This is a genomic window from Ruegeria sp. YTSA108, assembly GCF_059610185.1.
On sequence record NZ_JBXWND010000005.1, the window covers coordinates 81,188 to 101,999 of the forward strand.

A 20,812-nucleotide genomic window follows, 5' to 3' on the forward strand; every position below is an offset into this window, starting at 1 on the left:
GCGGTTAAATTCGCTGCACTCGTGCGTCCACAAGCGCAAAACCCGCGAGCGTTCCCATTCCGAGGTGAACGTCGCGGTTTGTTATCAGAGGGCGCGAACGATAAAAGAGTTCGGGCCTTGACCAGTTCATTACTGAAATCGGTTTTGGGGCGGCCCCCGGTACCGAGATGTGGCGCGTAATAGGGGGAGTCGGACCCAGTGTCAACAGTACAGCTGATCCGTTCCACATCAGGCCGTTTCGCGCTGGAACCAAAGCTCATCCAGTCTTACCGCCCGTTGCAGGAACAGGTCCGTGCAGGCATAGTCAGCCCATTGGTCTGGACCACGGATGAATCATGCAAATACTTGGCCTGTGTCGTTTTTCCTATCCCGCCCATGGCGGCTTTCAGATCGAACACGAAACGATCGAGGACCGGCGCTCCTATCTGTATCAACCTGACCGGCTGGAAGAGCGGTTTCGCCTGTTTGAAACTACTAGCCTGCCCTGCATAAAAGAGCAAACCGACGAGGATTTTCAGTTTCTCATCGTGATCGGTGAATGCCTGCCAAACCCGGCACGCGAACGTCTTTACGACTTAACAGCGGGCATGCCTCAGGTACAGATCATCGCGCGCGAACCAAAGCGTCATCGCAGGGTCATGAAAGAAATCCTGAATTCAGCACGCACCAAACCGGACGCCCCCTGCATCCAGTTCCGCCACGATGATGACGATGCGGTTTCGGTCGATTTCGTTGAGCGCTTGCGCATCGCCGCAGATGAGGGTCAGGGCTTAATGCGGAACCACAGAACCGTTGCGATTGACTACAATCACGGGTTCCTGGCCCGTTTCGGTGCAGATGGCATCAAGGCGGCACAGGTGTATCAACCTTTGCTGGGGGTGGGCTTTGCAATGTACTCCGCCGGGGGAAGTGACTTGACGATCATGAATTTCGCACATCACCGGATCGGAAATTTCATGCCCGTTATCAGCTATCCGGATGCACCTATGTGGGTCCGCACGCTTAACCAGTTCAACGATTCTCCGCATGCGCGAAACAGTAAGACCGAGCTGTCCCCCCTAACCTCTGAACAGGAAGGCGAATTCATCGCACGGTTCGCCATCGACCAAGACGCCGTTCGCCGCATTCATTCGGCAGATTGACGAGTCCTTTCACGGAACAGCATGAACATTCCTGCCCCAACCACTAAGGCCGCGCCCGCCATCGTAATCCTGTCGGGCCAGTCCCCAAATACGGCCCAGCCCAAACCCAACGCCCAGATCAGACTGGAATAACGAAACGGCGCGATAAAGCCGATCTCACCAGTGCGCATGACAATAACGCTGAACAAATATCCCGTCAGAACAAAGACTGCAGCACACGCTACCATCGAACCGGCGGCTGCCGGAACCGGAACCCAGCCCGAGACAGAGGTGACAAGAACCGCCGTCAATGTAATCGTCGCGGTTGTTGCCAGCGTTACTGCAAGTGATGGCACATGCACTGACATGCGTCGCGTAATCAAATCCCGGGCAGTTACCGAAGCAACTGCGATCAAAGCATATATCGCGTAGATGCTGAAACCGTCCGTGCCCGGGCGAACGATCAGCAACATACCGGCGAACCCGAAAACGATGGCAAGAATCCGACGCCAACCGATATGCTCTTGAAAAAACAACGCGGCTCCAAGTGTTACGGTTAATGGCAAGGCCAGCAGAATGGCAGTCACGTTTGCCAACGGCATATGAAGCAGCGCGACCAAAAAGAAAATTGTCGCCAACAATTCGGCGAGACAACGTGCCGCGACCAACCACTTGTCATGACGCGGAAAGTTCAGATGCAACGCCCCATAGTACCGTGCCAGAAGATACACCAGAATGGTCGCCAAAACCCCGCGGATGGCAACCATCTGAAACAGCGGTAACTGGGCTCCGGCGGCCTTGATCAAAGTGTCATTGATGGTGAAGGCAGCCATGCTGCCCATCATCAGCAAAGCACCCCTGAAATTCGGCGTCACTCTTTTTGAACTCCGCATTTGGCCACGAAGTGCATTTGGCGGCGTTCAAGAAGGAGATGTCAATATGGCTCCGCCCGCCAATGCTCTGCTAGCATGACATTTCCAATGGCGCTTCATGCAGAGCCACACCCGAGCCTGAAATGAAAAGGCCCCGCGAAATCGCGGGGCCTGATCTTTGGAATTTAGGATCGCTTATTCGCGACTTTCCGGTGTTTCCACCAGAACATCCAGCTCATCCCCGACCATATCGTCATCCATCATCGGCGCAGCCAGAGCAGCGGCGGCTTCGGCCTCTTCCCGGCGGGCTTCGATGACAACGTTGTCACGCGACTGCGCGACACGCTGTACGCTTTGCGTTGCGCCACCGGTACCGGCAGGGATTAGACGACCGACGATCACGTTCTCTTTCAGGCCAACCAGCTTGTCTTTCTTGCCCTGAACCGAAGCCTCGGTCAGAACCCGTGTGGTTTCCTGGAACGACGCCGCCGAGATGAACGAACGCGTCTGCAGCGAGGCTTTGGTGATCCCCAAGAGGATCGGCTCGCCCTGAGCCGGACGTCCACCGCGGGCGAGGGTCTTCTCGTTGGCCGCGTCAAACTCCTGCTTGTCGACATGCTCGCCTTTCAGCAGGGTGGTGTCACCTGAATCCAGGATCTCCCACTTCTGCAGCATCTGACGCACGATGACTTCGATGTGCTTGTCGTTGATCTTCACGCCTTGCAGACGGTAAACATCCTGCACCTCGTCGATCATGTAATCCGCCAGCGCTTCGACACCCATGATGGACAGGATGTCATGCGGAGCCGGGTTACCGTCCATCAGGTATTCACCCTTCTGGATGAAGTCGCCTTCCGCAACCGGGATATGCTTGCCCTTGGGCACCATATACTCGATCGTTTCCATCGACTCGTCCGCCGGCTCGATGCTGATACGGCGCTTGTTCTTGTAGTCGCGGCCAAAGCGCACGTAACCATCGGCTTCTGCGATGATCGCGTGATCTTTCGGGCGACGGGCTTCGAACAGTTCGGCGACACGCGGCAGACCACCGGTGATGTCCTTGGTCTTGGCACCTTCACGCGGGATACGCGCGACAACTTCACCAGCTTCGATCTGCTGACCGTCTTCGATCGACAGGATCGCATCCACCGACATCGGATAGTGAACCGGGTTGCCCGCATCGTTACGAACCGGTTCGCCATCTTCGCCAACCAGAATGATCTCAGGCTTGAGGTCGCTGCCTTTGGGGGCCGCGCGCCAGTCGATCACGATCTTCTGGGTCATACCGGTTGCATCGTCGGTCACGTCGCGGACAGCAATGCCCGAAACCAGATCAACATATTTCGCGGTACCGGACTTTTCGGCGATGATCGGCAGGGTGTAAGGATCCCATTCGAACAGCTTGTCGCCACGGTTCACCTTGGTGCCATCCTTGACGAACAGCTTCGAGCCATAACCCAACTTGTGGTTGGCACGCTCTTCGCCATGTTCGTCTTTGATCACCATCTTCATGTTCCGGCCCATGACCAGGCTTTCGCCCGCGGAATTGACCAGGATCTGCGGGTTCTCGAACGAAACGACACCGTCGTGGCTGGCTTCCTGGAACGACTGCTGACCACCTTGCGCAACACCACCGATGTGGAAGGTCCGCATTGTCAGCTGCGTACCGGGTTCACCGATGGACTGGGCGGCGATGATGCCGACAGCCTCACCCGTGTTGACCATAGTACCGCGTGCAAGGTCACGACCGTAGCAGGTTGCACAGACGCCTTCCTCGGACTCACAGGTCAGAGGCGAACGGATGCGCATCGACGCAACAGCGGCCTCATCAATGATATCAGCCATACGTTCGTCGATCAGCTGACCCGCAGCGACCAGAACCTCATCGGTACCGGGACGCAGAACGTCATCGGCAGAGACACGGCCCAGCACACGTTCGGCTAGCGAAGCAACAACTTCACCGTCGTTTACCGCGGCTTCCGCAGTGATCGCGCGCTCGGTTCCACAATCGAGCTCACGCACGATGCAGTCCTGTGCCACGTCCACCAGACGACGGGTCAGGTAACCCGAGTTCGCCGTTTTCAGAGCGGTATCCGACAGACCCTTACGGGCGCCGTGGGTCGAGTTGAAGTATTCAAGAACGGTCAGACCTTCCTTGAAGTTCGAGATGATCGGCGTCTCGATGATGTCACCGTTTGGTTTGGCCATCAGGCCGCGCATACCGCCCAGCTGTTTCATCTGAGTGACCGAACCACGCGCGCCCGAGTGGGCCATCATGTAGACCGAGTTCGGTTCCTTTTCAGACCCGTCCTCTGCCCGATCCGAAGATGAGATCGTGCTCATCATCGCTTCGGTTACACGATCGTTACACTTCGACCAGGCATCAACAACTTTGTTGTACTTTTCACCCTGAGTGATCAGGCCGTCCATGTACTGCTGTTCAAAATCCTTCACCTGACCACGGGTTTCATCGACGATGCCCCATTTGTCATCAGGGATCACCATGTCGTCCTTACCGAACGAGATACCGGCGCGGAACGCTTCCTTGAAGCCCATCGACATGATCTGGTCACAGAAGATGACCGACTCTTTCTGACCGCAGTAACGGTAGACGGTGTCGATCACTTGCTGCACTTCTTTCTTCCGCAGCAGGCGGTTGACCAGTTCGAACGGGGCCTTGTTGTTCATCGGCAGCAGGGCCCCCAGACGCACACGGCCCGGAGTGGTTTCAAACCGCTGTTGAACTTCGTTGCCTTCGCTGTCGATCTGAGTAATCCGCGCAGTGATCTTGGTGTGCAGATGCACTTCACCTGCGTCCAGCGCGTGCTGAACTTCGTCGATCGAGCCAAAGACCTTGCCTTCGCCTGGCATACCTTCGCGTTCCAGGGTCACATAGTACAGACCCAGGATCATATCCTGCGAGGGAACGATGATCGGCGCGCCGTTTGCTGGCGACAGAACGTTGTTTGTCGACATCATCAGAACGCGGGCTTCCAGCTGGGCCTCAAGGCTCAGCGGGACGTGAACGGCCATCTGGTCCCCGTCGAAGTCGGCGTTAAAGGCCGAACAGACCAACGGGTGCAGCTGGATGGCTTTACCTTCGATCAGAACCGGTTCAAACGCCTGAATGCCAAGACGGTGCAGTGTTGGCGCACGGTTCAGCATGACAGGGTGTTCGCGGATCACCTCGTCGAGGATATCCCACACTTCGGGACGCTCTTTCTCGACCAGTTTCTTCGCCTGTTTCACGGTCGAAGACAGACCCTTGGCTTCAAGGCGCGAGTAGATGAACGGCTTGAACAGTTCCAGCGCCATCTTTTTGGGCAGACCACACTGGTGCAGCTTGAGTTCCGGACCGGTCACGATGACCGAACGGCCCGAGAAGTCGACGCGCTTACCCAGAAGGTTTTGACGGAAGCGACCCTGCTTACCCTTCAGCATGTCCGAAAGCGATTTCAGCGGACGCTTATTGGCGCCGGTGATCACGCGGCCACGACGGCCATTGTCGAACAGAGCATCGACGGATTCCTGCAGCATCCGCTTTTCGTTGCGGACGATGATGTCAGGTGCGCGCAGTTCGATCAGACGCTTCAGGCGGTTGTTCCGGTTGATGACGCGGCGATACAGATCGTTCAGATCCGAAGTCGCAAAACGACCACCATCCAGTGGAACCAGCGGACGCAGTTCCGGCGGAATCACCGGGATCACGGTCATCACCATCCACTCAGGCCGGTTGCCCGACTCAAGGAAGGATTCAACAACCTTCAGACGCTTGATGATCTTCTTGGGCTTCAGTTCACCAGTTGCTTCGGCCAGATCAGCACGCAGCTGTTCGGCTTCGGCTTCCAGATCGATCTGGGCCAGCATCTCACGGATAGCTTCGGCACCGATGTTCGCGGTGAACGCGTCCATGCCATAGGCATCCTGCGCGTCCATGAACTCTTCTTCGGTCAGCATCTGACCATAGGAGAGGTCGGTCAGACCGGGCTCGATGACGACATAGTTTTCAAAGTACAGAACGCGTTCCAGATCGCGCAGCGTCATGTCCAGCATCAGACCGATGCGGGACGGCAGCGATTTCAGGAACCAAATGTGTGCGACGGGCGCGGCCAGCTCGATATGACCCATACGCTCGCGGCGGACTTTCTGCAGGGTGACTTCCACACCGCATTTCTCGCAGACAACGCCGCGATATTTCATCCGCTTATATTTACCGCACAGACATTCGTAATCTTTGATCGGGCCAAAGATACGCGCGCAGAACAGACCGTCACGTTCGGGTTTGAACGTCCGGTAGTTGATGGTTTCGGGTTTCTTGATCTCGCCATAAGACCAAGAGAGAATCCGTTCCGGGCTGGCCAATGAGACCTTGATCTCGTCAAAGACCTTAGGCGGCGTCAGCGGGTTGAACGGGTTATTGGTAATTTCCTGGTTCATTTTGCGTCCTTACAAATTGGGATGGGATGAGTTTGGGGCGTTGCCGCCCCTACTCTTCCTCCGCATCCAGGAGTTCCATATTCAGGCCGAGGCCACGGACTTCTTTCACCAGAACGTTAAACGATTCCGGTACGCCCGCTTCAAAGTTATCCTCGCCCTTGACGATCGACTCGTACACTTTGGTCCGGCCGGCGACGTCATCCGATTTCACGGTGAGCATTTCCTGCAGGGTGTAGGCGGCGCCGTAAGCTTCCAGAGCCCAGACTTCCATCTCACCAAAGCGCTGACCACCGAACTGCGCCTTACCACCCAGCGGCTGCTGGGTAACCAGGCTGTACGGCCCGGTCGAACGCGCGTGGATTTTGTCATCCACAAGGTGGTGCAGTTTCAGCAGGTACTTGATGCCCACGGTCACCGGACGTGCAAACTGCTCACCCGTACGACCGTCAAACAGAACCGACTGACCGCTTTGCGAGAAGCCAGCGCGCACCAGAGCGTCATTGACGTCTGCCTCTTTGGCGCCATCAAAGACCGGAGTCGCGATCGGAACACCACGGGTCACGTTGCCCGCAGCCTCGATCAGGTGACCCTCGTCCATGCCAGTGATGCCTTCTTCATAGACATCGTCGCCATAGGCCAGCTTCATTGCTTCGCGAACCGGGGTCAGGTCGCCAGAGCGGCGATATTCACCCAGCGCGTCGTCGATGTTCAGACCCAGACCGCGCGCCGCCCAACCCATGTGGGTTTCAAGGATCTGACCAACGTTCATACGCGAAGGAACACCCAGCGGGTTCAGACAGAAGTCAACCGGCGTACCATCGGCCAGGAACGGCATGTCTTCCATCGGAACAACCTTGGAGATCACACCTTTGTTCCCGTGACGACCGGCCATCTTATCGCCCGGCTGCAGCTTACGCTTCACGGCGATAAAGACTTTGACCATCTTCATCACACCCGGCGGCAGATCGTCGCCACGGCGGACTTTCTCGACCTTGTCCTCGAAACGGGCGTCCAGAGCACGCTTTTGCACTTCGTACTGCTCATTCAGAGCCTCAACGATCTGTGCGTCCTGCTCATCTTCCAGCGCCAGCTGCCACCACTGACCACGGGTCAGGGTTTCCAACAGGTCCTCGGTGATCACCGACCCTGGCTTGACGCCTTTCGGGCCTTTGACCGCGGTTTTACCCATGATCAGGCCTTGCAGGCGCGCATAGATGTTGCGGTCCAGGATCGCCAACTCGTCGTCCCGGTCACGGGCCAGACGTTCGACTTCTTCCCGCTCGATCTGCAGCGCACGCTCGTCTTTCTCGACGCCGTGACGGTTGAAGACGCGAACCTCAACGACCGTACCGTAATCGCCCGGCTTCACGCGCAGCGAAGTGTCGCGCACGTCAGATGCTTTTTCGCCAAAGATGGCGCGCAGCAGCTTTTCTTCCGGGGTCATCGGGCTTTCGCCCTTCGGAGTGATCTTGCCGACCAGGATATCGCCCGGTTCAACATCCGCGCCGATGTAAACGATGCCCGCCTCGTCGAGGTTACGCAGCGCTTCTTCACCGACATTCGGAATATCGCGGGTGATCTCTTCCGGACCCAGCTTGGTGTCACGGGCGGCGACTTCAAATTCCTCGATATGGACCGAGGTAAAGACGTCGTCACGCGCAATACGTTCCGAGATCAGGATTGAGTCTTCGTAGTTGTAACCGTTCCAGGGCATGAACGCGACGACCACGTTCTTACCCAAGGCCAGTTCACCCATATCGGTCGACGGACCATCAGCAATGACTTCGCCCTTCTGGACGGTGTCACCCACTTTGATCAGCGGACGCTGGTTGATGCAGGTGTTCTGGTTCGAACGCTGGAATTTGCGCAGACGATAGATGTCAACGCCAGCGTCGCCCAGTTCCAGATCCTCAGTCGCGCGGATAACGATACGCTGGGCATCGACCTGGTCGATGATACCGGCGCGTTTCGCCTGAATCGCAGCACCTGAGTCAATCGCAACCTTTTCCTCGATTCCGGTACCAATCAGCGGTGCCTCGGCCCGCAGCAGCGGAACCGCCTGACGTTGCATGTTCGAGCCCATTAGAGCGCGGTTAGCATCGTCATTTTCAAGGAACGGGATCAGCGATGCAGCAACCGATACCAGCTGTTTTGGGCTGACGTCGATCAGGTCCACATTCTCGCGCGGGGCCAGAGTGTAGTCACCTGACTGGCGGGTCGAAACCAGATCGTTGATGAACTTGCCATCCGTATCCAGTGTCGCGTTCGCCTGTGCCACTGTGTGACGCATTTCCTCGGTCGCGGACATGTAGTGAACCTCATCGGTCACTTCGGCGTCTTTGACGACACGGTACGGTGTTTCGATGAAGCCATACTTGTTCACACGGGCAAAGGTCGCCAGCGAGTTGATCAGACCGATGTTCGGGCCTTCCGGCGTTTCAATCGGGCACATCCGACCATAGTGTGTAGGATGAACGTCGCGCACCTCAAAGCCCGCACGCTCGCGTGTCAGACCACCGGGGCCAAGCGCCGAGAGACGGCGTTTGTGGGTGACTTCCGACAGCGGGTTGGTCTGGTCCATGAACTGCGACAGCTGCGACGAGCCGAAGAATTCGCGGACAGCAGCAGCAGCCGGTTTCGCATTGATCAGGTCCTGCGGCATGACGGTGTCGATCTCGACCGACGACATACGCTCTTTGATCGCGCGCTCCATGCGCAGCAGGCCAACGCGGTACTGGTTTTCCATCAGTTCGCCGACCGAACGCACACGACGGTTGCCGAGGTGGTCGATATCGTCGATGTCCCCTTTGCCGTCACGCAGTTCAACCAGAGCCTTGATGCAGGCCACGATGTCTTCGCGGCGCAGGGTGCGCAGCGTATCGGGCGCATCCAGAGCCAGACGCATGTTCATCTTTACACGGCCAACGGCGGACAGGTCATAGCGCTCGCTGTCAAAGAACAGCGTTTCGAACAGCGCCGAGGCCGCTTCGACGGTGGGCGGCTCACCCGGGCGCATGACGCGATAGATGTCCATCAGCGCTGTGTCGCGGCCCATGTTCTTGTCTGCCGCCATGGTGTTACGCATGTAGGGGCCGACATTGATGTTGTCGATATCCAGAACCGGAATATCGGTGACGCCCGCGTCGATCAGCTCTTTCGCGGTGCCTCCGATCAGCTCGCCGTCTTTGTCGTATTCCAGCGTCAGCTCATCACCAGCTTCGACATAGATCGCGCCGGTTTCTTCGTTGATGATGTCCTTGGCGACAAACTTCCCGACGATGTGATCGAACGGAACCAACAGCTCGGTGACGTTGCCTTCATCGATCAGCTTCTTGACCGCGCGCGGGGTGACTTTCTTGCCCGCTTCGGCAATCACTTCACCGGATTTGGCGTCGATCAGGTCATAGGTCGGACGCGTACCGCGTGCACGCTCGGGGAAGAACGGTGCAATCCAGCCCTTCTTCTTGTCCAGCTTGTACGACACCGTGTTGTAATAGGCGTCCATGATCGCTTCTTGATCCAGACCCAGCGCATACAGCAGGGTTGTCACAGGCAGTTTGCGGCGACGGTCGATACGGGCGAACACGATGTCCTTGGCGTCGAACTCAAAGTCCAGCCAGCTGCCGCGATACGGGATGATGCGGCAGGCAAACAACAGCTTGCCCGAGGAATGGGTCTTGCCCTTGTCGTGGTCAAAGAACACACCGGGCGAACGGTGCATCTGGGACACGATCACACGCTCGGTACCGTTCACAATGAACGTCCCGTTTGGTGTCATCAGGGGCATATCCCCCATGAACACGTCCTGTTCCTTGATGTCTTTGACCGACTTGGCGCCAGTGTCCTCGTCGACATCAAACACGATCAGACGCAGAGTGACTTTCAGCGGCGCGCTGTAGGTCATGTCGCGCTGCATGCACTCTTCGACGTCGTATTTGGGTTTTTCCAAATCGTATTTCACGAACTCCAGAACGGAGGTTTCGTTGAAATCCTTGATCGGGAAAACCGACTGGAACACGCCTTTGATGCCTTCGCCGTCTGTCGGCACATCTGCATCGCCGGAGCGCAGGAATAGATCATAAGAAGATTTTTGCACCTCAATGAGGTTCGGCATCTCCAGCACTTCGCGGATTTTGCCGTAATATTTCCGAAGACGTTTCTGGCCAAGGAACGATTGAGCCATGTCAGATGTCACCTTTCGATGTTCTCAGCGGACAAAGACACCGTCGGGCCCCGGTGCCTTGCACATTAGAGACAACACGTCCGGATCAATTCGTGGCCACCGTCCCGAATGGCAGCCTCCCGATCCATGAACCGCGTCTTAGAAAACACCCCAATCCATGAGGTCCTTTCTAAGACAGGTTCGGCTGGACCCGGATTTCTCCGGGACCAGCCAAATTTCCGGTGCATCTGCGATGCACCAAAAGACTGACTTAGGCCAGTTCGACCTCGGCGCCAGCTGCTTCCAGCTTGCCTTTGATGTCTTCGGCTTCGTCTTTCGACACAGCTTCTTTGATCTTGCCGCCAGCTTCGACCAGCTCTTTGGCTTCTTTCAGGCCCAGACCGGTGATGCCGCGAACTTCTTTGATCACGTTGATTTTCGAAGCGCCGGCGTTCTTCAGAACGACGTCGAATTCGGTTTTTTCTTCCTCAGCTGCGCCACCGGCGTCGCCACCGGCTGCCATGACAACTGCGCCGCCTGCTGCGGGCTCGATGCCATATTCGTCTTTGAGGATGGTTTTCAGTTCTTGTGCTTCCAGCAGGGTCAGACCCACGATGCTTTCTGCGAGTGCTTTCAGATCAGCCATTTTATCAGCTCTTTCCGTTTACAGTGTGTGTTCCAACGTCAGGGTGACTACCCTACGCAGATCATTCAGTGCCAACCGCTTACGCAGCTTCCGCCTTCTCTTCGATGGTGGAAAGGATGCTTGCGATGTTGCTTGCAGGTGCGCCAATTGCGCCAGCGATGTTCGAAGCAGGTGCGCCCAGCATGCCCGCGATAGTAGCAATAAGCTCCTCGCGCGAAGGCATTTTGGACACGGCTTCAACGCCGGCACGATCCAGAGCGTTCTCACCCATTGCACCGCCAAGAATTTCGAACTTTTGGTTCTCTTTGGCGTAGTCCTGGGCCACTTTGGCTGCTGCCACAGGGTCCTCAGAATAGGTCAGAACGGTCATCCCCGTCAGCAGGTCGGCAATGCTTTCACATGGCTTTCCGTCGAGGGCGATTTTGGCGAGCCTGTTCTTGGCAACACGCACGGCACCACCCGCGTCACGAGCACGTGCGCGAAGGTCCTGCATCTCGGCAACTGTCAGACCGGCGTAGTGTGCAACCACTACGACGCCAGAGCTTTCGAAGATTTGGCCGAGCTCGTCGACCACTTTCTCTTTCTGGGCTCTATCCACAGTTTTCTCCAAGTTAGGGGTGATATCTCACCCCGGCTCATATTTGCCGCAGCTTACGCTCCGGCGTTCAGGTCCGTTGTTACGGGATTAGCCAAAATTCGCCCGAGGATCGAAGCCCTCAGAATTCTTTGGTCTTACCCGTCTCAGGCAGGGAATTAAGGGGCCAGATGACACCACCCACCGTCTTGGACGAAACAAAATAAAGCGCACGACGAATCGCACGCTTTACTTCGCAGCTCTCTTTATGGCAGTTACGCCGGGTTTCCAAGGGGTAAATTGGGCCGAAACCGGAAATGATCGAGCAGCGCAGCCAACATCGGAACAGTGTCCTAGATTGACATGTTCCATGCGCTGAGGTCCAGTCTGGCTAAGCCCCTTTCTTCTTAGGTATCCATCCCTGAATGCTGACCCTCACCTCAGACGAATACGAATGCGCGCGCGGCTTTGTTCAGGAGTTCCTGGATCAATCGCCCGAGGATGGCCCGGCGGGTTTCGAATGCGTCTATCGTTCTCATGATTTTGCTGGCTCGCGTATAGTGCTCAGGGTCCGGGGTGCGCGCCGGGACTATGCCCTAAAGGTCGATACGGAATCGCCCGGAACGGGACGTTTGCGCGATGAGTTTGATATGCTCGGAAAGCTGACCACCCACTTTGTGCAGCACGAAACCGCGGGGGTTGTCGATCCGGTCTATATGTCACCGGGTGAGGCGTTTTTTGTGACGCAGTTTATTGACCGCCCCACCGCTGCGGATCTGATCCACAACAGCCCGGATGACGACCAGATCGGCCGCATCTATCGCCGGGCCGGATCGTGGCTGAACGATCTGCACAGTTTTCAGCCCGGCAAACCCTATAACTTCCGGCCCAGTTGGATGGTCGACAGGCTTCAGGCTTTGCTAGGCCTTGTCCCGGATACAGTGCATCCTTGGGGGAAGAAGATGGTTCAGCACCTGACCCTTGAGGCCGCACAGCTAAAGGGCATACCTGACTTGCTGATCCATGCGCACGGAGATTTTCACAGTCAAAATCTGATCGTCGGGCAAGGCGAAATGATCGGCCTGGATTTTACCGAAACGCGGGAAAAGCTGGCTGTATATGATATTGTCGACTTTCTAAAGTCCGATATCTTTCGCGATGGCACTGATGATCAGGTTGATCAAAGCGGCATCCTGAAAACGAACAAAGACATGTTCTTTCGCAAATATCGCCATCCAATTCAGATGGACGTTCTGGATATGTGCATGCGCGCACGTCTGGTGATGGATTGGCTGGACTTATGGCGATTGGACAGATCCTGCAGCGAATACGAGAGCTTTCGCAGAGACCGCCTGAACCTGCGCCTGCAAGCCGTGTATGAGTGAGGGCTGAAAAAGAAAGACCCGAACAGCCTTCACCGTTCGGGTCTAGTCATTTTAGCTATAGGCTAGGGGCTTATTCGCCCGCAGCAGCAGCCACATCCAGAGTCACGCCTGGGCCCATGGTCGAGCTCAGCGCGATTTTCTTCATGTAGGTGCCTTTGGCGCCTGTTGGCTTGGCTTTGGCAACAGCGGTCACAAATGCACGAACGTTTTCTGCCAGCTTGGCTTCGTCGAAGGACGCTTTGCCAACGCCAGCGTGCACAACGCCGCCTTTTTCAGCTTTGAACTGAACTTCGCCGCCTTTAGCTGCTTCTACGGCCGCTTTCACGTCCATGGTCACAGTGCCAACCTTGGGGTTCGGCATCAGGTTGCGGGGGCCCAGAACTTTACCAAGACGACCAACGATGGGCATCATGTCCGGGGTTGCTATGCAACGATCGAATTCAATGGTGCCGCCCTGAATGGTTTCCATCAGGTCTTCTGCGCCGATGATGTCCGCGCCTGCTTCTTTCGCTTCGTCAGCCTTGGGGCCACGAGCGAATACAGCAACGCGCATTGTTTTACCGGTGCCATTCGGCAGGCCAACAACGCCACGAACCATCTGGTCCGCGTGACGGGTGTCAACGCCCAGGTTCAGAGCGATTTCGATGGTCTCATCGAATTTCGAAGTTGCGTTGGCTTTGACCAGGGCAACTGCTTCTTCGACCGACAGGTTTTCCTTGCCAGCGACAGCTTCGCGCGCAGCGCGGGTACGTTTACCGAGTTTTGCCATCTTACTTCACCTCGATGCCCATAGAGCGGGCCGAGCCCAGGATGATCTGCATTGCGCCTTCGACGTCGTTGGCGTTCAGATCTTTCATTTTGGCTTCGGCGATTTCGCGAACCTGCTTCGAGGTCACGGATGCCACGGTCTCACGACCTGGGTTTTCCGCACCACGGGGGCGATTACGCTTGCCAACCGGCTTCAGGCCAGCTGCTTTCTTCAGGTAATAAGACGCTGGTGGCGTCTTGATGTCCATGGTGAAGGACTTGTCCTGATAATAGGTGATCACGGTCGGGCAAGGCGCGCCTTGCTCCATGTCTGCGGTCTTGGCGTTGAACGCCTTGCAGAATTCCATGATGTTGATGCCGCGCTGACCCAGCGCCGGACCAACTGGCGGCGACGGGTTCGCCTGACCTGCAGGAACCTGCAGTTTCATTGTACCAGCAAGCTTCTTGGCCATTTGGTTTTCCTTTCAACTAAAGTGAAACGCGTTTCACCCAGATTATGTTGCGTGGTCCGATCCGGGATCGCGATCCCGGTAATCTCCCACGAGAGAATCTCGCCCAAAGACGATAGAGGCGGCATTTACAGGGGAACGGAAGTGTTGGCAAGGGTTTGAATCACGGCCTGAAGCAGCCACATCGAACCCAAACCGACCCTCGCACAAAAGCTAAGCAACAGCAAACCAGCATCTGTCATCGCCCAATGAGATTGCACCCGCTACATGCACAACCTTGCGCGCTATCAGAGCAACTTAGCAGCCGCCATAGTTCTTGTTTCCACTCGCCGTGATTGTGTAGGTTCCGCCTCTTGGACCCGTGTAGCATCGTGAGGTCACGCGCCTAACGCTGGCAACCGGTCGGCGGTACGAAGATACTCTCCTGATCTGAGCACCCCACTCACACGCGAGACCATCGCCATCAAGATCCATATTATGTGGATCAGATACAGGTCCACCAGAGGCTAAGAAGAACCTTTGCGCTGCTGCGCCATTCGGAAAGTCATCACAATCATAGTCACCCCCTGCTGCCTCGGATGAAAACGGTCGCTCGTAGGATTTGGTCCCAGCTGTAGACAGGCTGTACTGACCATAATTGCTATAACCACATTGGTTCACTTTTCGAGCAGCCAGCTCTGCTTCGATCATCAGTTTCCCCCGCAATGTCGTACTTGGGAGCCGGTATGCGGAACACAGCTCTGCGGACGATGCGCGCGCTACTTTCGAGGACAACACTTCGGGTGACAAAACATCAGCGGTACACGCAGCCAAAATCAAGAAAACAAAATAGATGAACGCACGCATGAAAAACGCCTTGTGGTCACTTTTCGAAAAAAACATTCGGTCAAATCAATAGGGCAGTTTTGTACCAACCCAGATCATCAATGTAAACGTTCAGCCAGCCAAGATGCTGCACTGGCTAGGGCAATGCGACGCCTCAAAATCCACCGAATAAATTTTGCCTCCTGCCTCTGGTCATCCACGCCCTCGACCATCCCGTCGAAATCCACGAATGGACCAGAGTAGGCCGTGATCTACTCGCCGATTTCAAACGAGATCATCAGCTTGGGCGCTTCGCCACCTCGCCGAGTGATGTAGAAAACCTGGTGCACCTCTGCCTTGCTTGCCAGTTGTCGCGCAAAGGCTAATCAGGACTGTGTGATTGCCAATATCCCAAGCGCGATCAGGCAGGCCCAGCCGATGCGGTGAAGAAAGCGCGGCTCTTTCAGGACGAGCGCGGCAAGGACTACGGATACCGGAATCGAGGCCTGCCGGACCGCGCTGACAGGTGCGGCCTCGGCGCCTAACTGGAAAGCTTTCAGGATAAAAAGGTAGGATAGATAGGACGCAATCCCTGCGAATACGATCCGCCACGGGGCGAGTGTCCAGCCTCGTACCACGCCTAGAAATGGGGTCGACATATGGCGATCTTCCCAGGCCCGGATGCCGGCAAGGGTCAATGTCACCAGGATATAACAGTAGAACAGGAAAGGCGCGGGGGTTGTTTTTTGCATAGCGCCTGCATCGCTCAGCGAATAAGCGGCCGAGCCAAGCATCGCCATGACAGCCAGCGCAAAAGCCTTGTGATCATGCAGCAATCCGCCCGGAGATTTCTGGATCATCAGGCTGCCCATCAGGACCAGCGAAATCCCTACAAGGATGAGCCACGAATACTGCTGATCCAGCGCAAGCCAGCTAAAGGCAACGATGGCAATCGGCGAGGAACGGATGATCGGATAATACACCGAAAGGTTGCCCCGGCGCAGGGCTGAAAGCGTGCCATAGTAATAAAAGCTCAACCCCAGGGAAGAAACCAGCACCAGAGGCCAGACCTCGCGGCTGAGGGTCAGGGGCTGGCCAACCAGTCGGGCGTGAAGTGCCGCAAGAATGACCCAGGTCAGCGCCACACCGACATAACAGGACACCGGATGCGCCGTGTCTTTCAACAACAGATCCCGCAGCGGATGTGTCGCCGCCGAAATCAGAACCAGAACAATCAGGCCAAGTTCCATATCTCAGGTCTGATGAAGCGGATTGCGCTGCAGAAAGGTGTTATAGTGCACAGTCATCTGGTCGTCCGCAATCTGCACAACTCCATAGGCTGGCGGTTCATCACAGAATTCCCCGTCAACACTGTCGGCAGTCAGAGGGATTTGGTGATTGAGGCTGGGCAGGCTGGTGAACGGGATGCCACGCCAGTTCACATAGGTCATGCGATGGACATGCCCATAGAAGACGTGGCGAATGTTACGCCCGTGACCGAGTGTTTCAAAAAACACTTCGGCTTCGACCAGGCGGATGTCGTCCACATAGGGAATGCCGATGTCAAAAGGCGGGTGGTGCATGAACAAATAGCAGGGCTTATCCCCCGCCGAGATCAGCTGTTCTTTCAGCCAATTCAAGCGCAAGGTGCACAGCTGGCCTTCATGCATATCCGCACCGTCTTTTGTCGTATCCAGAAAGATAAACTTTCCCGCGTCGATCTCGATGCTGTGCTGAACAAAGCCATTTGAATCCACAGGGTCATCCGTAAAGACCGTTCTGAAAACCTTACGATCATCATGGTTGCCGATCATCAGGTGGCAAGGAAGCTGGAAACCGTCCAGATGTGACTTGAGCACCTGATAGGCTTCAGCCCTTCCAAACTCGGCCAGGTCGCCGGATATCACGCAAAACGCTGCATCCGAATGCCATTTGGCGATATCCCCAAGGCAACGGGCAAATTGGGTCGAAGGAACGCCACCATTCAGGTGCCCGTCTTGGTCAACAAGGTGGATATCTGTGATATGTATGAATTTCATCTACCTGCCCACTTGCCTTGCATGGTTGTCCAAATATGCCAGGCGGCCGGGTTCCATCCCGATTGGTTACGACAAAGATTATCCCGATTTCGACAGATCAGTTCCGCCCTGATTTGCCCAGGTCTGATAACGGGCTGAAGGCTCCAAAACAAGAAACGCCGCAGTGCCCAGGGCAACGCGGCGTTGTCAAATTTCGCTAATTGGAAATTAGCTTTGCTTGGTGACCTGAGTGAAGTCCAGCTCGACCGGGGTTTCCCGGCCAAAGATCGAGACCGAGACCTTCAGCTTCTGGTTATCGTCATCCACACCTTCGACCATGCCGTCGAAATCTTCGAACGGACCGTCATTCACCTTGACCTTCTCGCCAATTTCGAACGAGATCATCAGCTTGGGCGCTTCTTCACCCTCCTGGACACGGTTGAGGATCTGGTTCACCTCGGCATCGCGCATCGGCATCGGGCGGCCTTGCGGACCCAGAAAACCAGTGACCCGGTTGATCGAGTTGACCAGGTGATACCCTTGATCCGACATTTCCATATGCACCAGCACGTAACCCGGCATAAAGCGACGTTCGGTTGTGACTTTCTTGCCCCGGCGCACTTCGATCACCTCTTCGGTGGGCACCAGAACTTCGTCAATGTCATCCTCAAGGCCCTGCTCGGCCACCGACGTGCGGATCTGCTCTGCGATCTTCTTTTCGAAATTCGAAAGAACGCTGACCGAGTACCACCGTTTCGCCATGAACCTGTCGTCCTTGTTTGCCTTCGGCTGTATTCCATCTACCGGAAAAGCCGTTATTGAAAATCTGTCGCGTCACCCGGAATAAAAAGCGGCGCACAGCCCGAATCGCCGCACGCCCATTCCGAATAGTACCGCGTCACCTACTCTGACATCGCAAGCTGTGCAAGGGGGCAGCGACGTTTCCGACCTGCCCGGCCCGGTTTAACCGAACATGCCCAGAATCAGCTGCAGGCCACCACGAATACCAAGATCGACCAGCGCAAAGAACACAGCCGTCAGTGCTGCCATGATGAACACCATGACCGTGGTCAGCAACACCTCGCGGCGGGTTGGCCAGACGACCTTTGAAACCTCGGCACGGACCTGCTGAATAAACTGGATCGGATTCATAGTTGCCATTTGGCTTTGTTCTCTCTGCTAGCGGATGGGCCGGACATAACCGGGCATTGAGGCAATTTCAAGGGGGCCGTCAGGGCTTGGGCTTATCGTCCCATTCGTCGCTTAGAATGCGGCGCGCATCGCCTTCAGGGTCGTCATACTGGTTCGACCGAACGGTATAGATGAACGCAAACAGGCCAACCCCTCCCAAAAGCAGGGAAATCGGTATGAGATAGGCCAGAACTTCCATTCAGATCACCTTAGCCGCAGCGCGTTCAGAGAAACGGTAATGGACGAGGTCGACATTGCCAATGCCGCGATCAGCGGCGTGGCTAGGCCCGCAACCGCCAGTGGCACTGCAATGATATTATAGATGGTTGCAATACGGAAGTTCTCGCGAATCCGTTTCGTTGCCTTAACCGCGGTATCGCAGGCACCCGCAATCGGCGACAGGTCGTTACCCAACAGCACGATATCGGATGCCACGCGCGCAGCATCTAGCGCCGAGGCCGGTGAAATCGACACATGCGCCGCGGCCAGCGCCGCCGTGTCGTTCAGCCCGTCACCAACCATCAGGACGTGGCAGCCTTGATCCCGCAGGCTTTGCACATGGGTTGCCTTGTCCTGCGGCAGGGCCTGCGCAATCCATGTCTCAATCCCCAGCTTACCGGCCAGCATCTCAACCGCGCCTTGCGTATCGCCCGAGATCAAAATGACCTTTTTCCCCTCATCGCGAAACGCCTGAACCGCCTCAGCCGCACCGGCGCGCAATGTGTCCGAGAACAAGAACACTGAAGGCGCCCGCCCTGCTAACGACAGCCAGGCCGCAGTTTGTTCAGCCTCTTGCCCACCGGTCCATTCGGCGCGTCCCAGACGCACGGGATGGTCCTGAAAGATGCCTTCGGTGCCGTACCCCGGAACTTCAGAGATCCCCTCTACATTTGCAGGCGTGACCCCCGCTTGACGGGCAGCCTGCGCCAGCGCAACAGAGAGCGGGTGCGACGAGGCCTCGGCCAGTGCCAGTGCAATTTCCAGATCGCCGGGCGCATGATCCGCAAGATTGGTCAGCTCCGGCGTTCCCGAGGTCAGTGTTCCCGTCTTGTCGAACACAACCGTATCCACCTCGGCCAGGCGTTCCAGCGCTGTGGCGTGTTTGATCAGCATCCCCTTGCGGAACAACCGGCCCGAGGCCGCCGTCGTCACCGCCGGTACGGCCAGACCCAGCGCACAGGGGCAGGTGATGATCAGCACCGCTGCTGCGATATTCAGCGCGGTGCGGATATCGCCGGAATAGATATACCAGCCCAGAAAGCTCAGCGCCGACAGGATATGCACGCCCGGTGCATAAAGCTTGGCTGCCTTATCCGCCAGCGAAGTATAACGCGACCGCCCAGATTCCGCGATGGCCACAAGATCGGCCATGCGGTGCAGCGAGGTATCCTCACCCACGGCTGTCGCCCGTACGGTCAATGGACCCGTTAAATTTACCTCGCCAGCACTGACCGTCAGACCGGTTTCCGCAAATACCGGCAAGGTTTCACCCGTCAGCAGCGATCGGTCGAGCTCGGATTGCCCGGAAACGATTTCGCCATCCACCGGCATTCGGCCTCCGGGACGTACCAGGATCAGATCACCCACGCTCAGCGTTGCGACGGGCACCTCAACTTCTTGACCATCGGCCAGCCTGATCGCGCGCGGAACTTCCAACGCGGTCAACTCCTCGGCTGCGGATCGGGCGGCGGCGCGGGTACGGTAGTCCAGATAGCGTCCGGCCAGCAGAAAGAACGTCAGGGTCAGGGCGGCGTCAAAATAGGCGTGCTCACCACTCAGCGCGGTTTCCCACAGCGATGTGGCCAATGCCAACAGGATTGCCAACACGATCGGCACATCCATATTCAGGCGACCGACGCGCAAGGCGCTCCAGGCATTGGCAAAGAAGGGCTGCGCCGAAAACGCGATCGCAGGCAAAGCAATCGCTGCCGAAATCCAGTGGAACATGTCGCGCGTTGCATCGGTTGCCCCTGACCAGACAGAGACAGACAGCAACATTACATTCATCGAGGCAAAACCAGCCACCGCCAACCGCATCAACAGGTCGCGACCAGCTTTGTCGGACTGCGTGGCAGACAGGGATCCAGGGTCCAGCTCGTGCGCCTCAAAGCCTACGCGTTCAAGCACCGGGATCAGATCGGCGGCGCGCAGATCGGGCGCGGCTTTGACCATCGCACGTTTCAAGGTCAGGTTCACGCGCGCGTCCTCGACCCCGGGCTGGGCATTCAATTCACGCTCGACCGTGGCAATACAGGCCGAGCAGTGAATTCCCGGCAATGACAGCGCGATCTGCACATCCTGCGGGATCGGCCTTGCGGGCTCTGCCGGGGCGGCGATACAGCCGGGGCAAGCTGCGGTGCCAGAGGACATCTGCGCAGACATCCC

At 56.7% G+C, this 20,812-nt stretch carries 15 protein-coding genes; 2 read left to right on the top strand and 13 right to left on the bottom strand.

The window, feature by feature from the left end; genetic code table 11:
- Window positions 1-335: 335 nt before the first annotated feature.
- Window positions 336-1,142, top strand: a complete 807-nt coding sequence (locus AC2FHW_RS09160; RefSeq protein ID WP_271949836.1) for a putative rhamnosyl transferase — start codon at window positions 336-338, stop codon at window positions 1,140-1,142.
- Here the strand turns inward: AC2FHW_RS09160 and AC2FHW_RS09165 are convergent.
- The 5 genes from AC2FHW_RS09165 to rplJ all read right to left on the bottom strand — a co-directional run bounded on the left by AC2FHW_RS09165 (window position 1,127) and on the right by rplJ (window position 11,836).
- Window positions 1,127-2,014 carry a DMT family transporter gene (locus tag AC2FHW_RS09165; protein ID WP_496728991.1) on the bottom strand — a complete coding sequence of 296 codons (888 nt, stop codon included), beginning with the start codon at window positions 2,012-2,014 and terminating at the stop codon, window positions 1,127-1,129. The two genes, AC2FHW_RS09160 and AC2FHW_RS09165, sit on opposite strands and share 16 nt — an antisense overlap.
- Before the next feature lie 174 nt (window positions 2,015-2,188).
- Window positions 2,189-6,430 (bottom strand): DNA-directed RNA polymerase subunit beta', encoded by a 4,242-nt coding sequence (rpoC, locus tag AC2FHW_RS09170; RefSeq protein WP_142636908.1) that lies wholly within the window; start codon window positions 6,428-6,430, stop codon window positions 2,189-2,191.
- A 49-nt stretch (window positions 6,431-6,479) separates the two neighbouring features.
- Complete coding sequence (gene rpoB, locus AC2FHW_RS09175; RefSeq protein ID WP_271949830.1) at window positions 6,480-10,613, bottom strand: DNA-directed RNA polymerase subunit beta; 4,134 nt, start codon at window positions 10,611-10,613, stop codon at window positions 6,480-6,482.
- Between the two features lie 250 nt (window positions 10,614-10,863).
- Window positions 10,864-11,238 (bottom strand): 50S ribosomal protein L7/L12, encoded by a 375-nt coding sequence (rplL, locus tag AC2FHW_RS09180; RefSeq protein WP_142636911.1) that lies wholly within the window; start codon window positions 11,236-11,238, stop codon window positions 10,864-10,866.
- 79 nt (window positions 11,239-11,317) lie between these two features.
- The gene (gene rplJ, locus AC2FHW_RS09185; RefSeq protein ID WP_142636913.1) at window positions 11,318-11,836 is read right to left on the bottom strand and encodes a 50S ribosomal protein L10; all 519 of its coding nucleotides are present in this window, start codon (window positions 11,834-11,836) and stop codon (window positions 11,318-11,320) included.
- Window positions 11,837-12,237: 401 nt separating this feature from the next.
- On the opposite strand from rplJ, the gene AC2FHW_RS09190 reads away from it, so the two are divergent.
- The gene (locus AC2FHW_RS09190) at window positions 12,238-13,197 is read left to right on the top strand and encodes a phosphotransferase (RefSeq protein WP_271949828.1); all 960 of its coding nucleotides are present in this window, start codon (window positions 12,238-12,240) and stop codon (window positions 13,195-13,197) included.
- A gap of 70 nt (window positions 13,198-13,267) precedes the next feature.
- Here AC2FHW_RS09190 and rplA read toward each other — a convergent pair whose 3' ends face one another.
- The 8 genes from rplA to AC2FHW_RS09230 all read right to left on the bottom strand — a co-directional run bounded on the left by rplA (window position 13,268) and on the right by AC2FHW_RS09230 (window position 20,809).
- Window positions 13,268-13,966 carry a 50S ribosomal protein L1 gene (gene rplA / locus AC2FHW_RS09195; protein WP_142636917.1) on the bottom strand — a complete coding sequence of 233 codons (699 nt, stop codon included), beginning with the start codon at window positions 13,964-13,966 and terminating at the stop codon, window positions 13,268-13,270.
- Between the two features lies 1 nt (window position 13,967).
- A complete protein-coding gene (gene rplK, locus AC2FHW_RS09200) occupies window positions 13,968-14,417 on the bottom strand; it encodes a 50S ribosomal protein L11 (protein ID WP_085823307.1) in 450 nt (149 codons plus the stop codon).
- A 1,187-nt stretch (window positions 14,418-15,604) separates the two neighbouring features.
- Window positions 15,605-16,468: an EamA family transporter gene (locus tag AC2FHW_RS09205; RefSeq protein ID WP_496677807.1), complete on the bottom strand. Its 864-nt coding sequence runs from the start codon at window positions 16,466-16,468 to the stop codon at window positions 15,605-15,607.
- A 3-nt stretch (window positions 16,469-16,471) separates the two neighbouring features.
- A complete protein-coding gene (locus tag AC2FHW_RS09210; protein WP_496821818.1) occupies window positions 16,472-17,257 on the bottom strand; it encodes a phosphodiesterase in 786 nt (261 codons plus the stop codon).
- Between the two features lie 207 nt (window positions 17,258-17,464).
- Window positions 17,465-17,998, bottom strand: a complete 534-nt coding sequence (nusG, locus tag AC2FHW_RS09215) for a transcription termination/antitermination protein NusG (RefSeq protein ID WP_142637254.1) — start codon at window positions 17,996-17,998, stop codon at window positions 17,465-17,467.
- 201 nt (window positions 17,999-18,199) lie between these two features.
- Entirely contained in the window at window positions 18,200-18,397 is a 198-nt protein-coding gene (gene secE / locus AC2FHW_RS09220) for a preprotein translocase subunit SecE (protein WP_142636925.1), read from the bottom strand.
- A 70-nt stretch (window positions 18,398-18,467) separates the two neighbouring features.
- A complete protein-coding gene (ccoS, locus tag AC2FHW_RS09225) occupies window positions 18,468-18,626 on the bottom strand; it encodes a cbb3-type cytochrome oxidase assembly protein CcoS (protein WP_142636927.1) in 159 nt (52 codons plus the stop codon).
- Window positions 18,627-18,631: 5 nt separating this feature from the next.
- On the bottom strand, window positions 18,632-20,809 hold the full coding sequence (locus AC2FHW_RS09230; RefSeq protein ID WP_496702625.1) for a heavy metal translocating P-type ATPase: 2,178 nt from the start codon (window positions 20,807-20,809) through the stop codon (window positions 18,632-18,634).
- Between the last annotated feature and the right edge of the window lie 3 nt (window positions 20,810-20,812).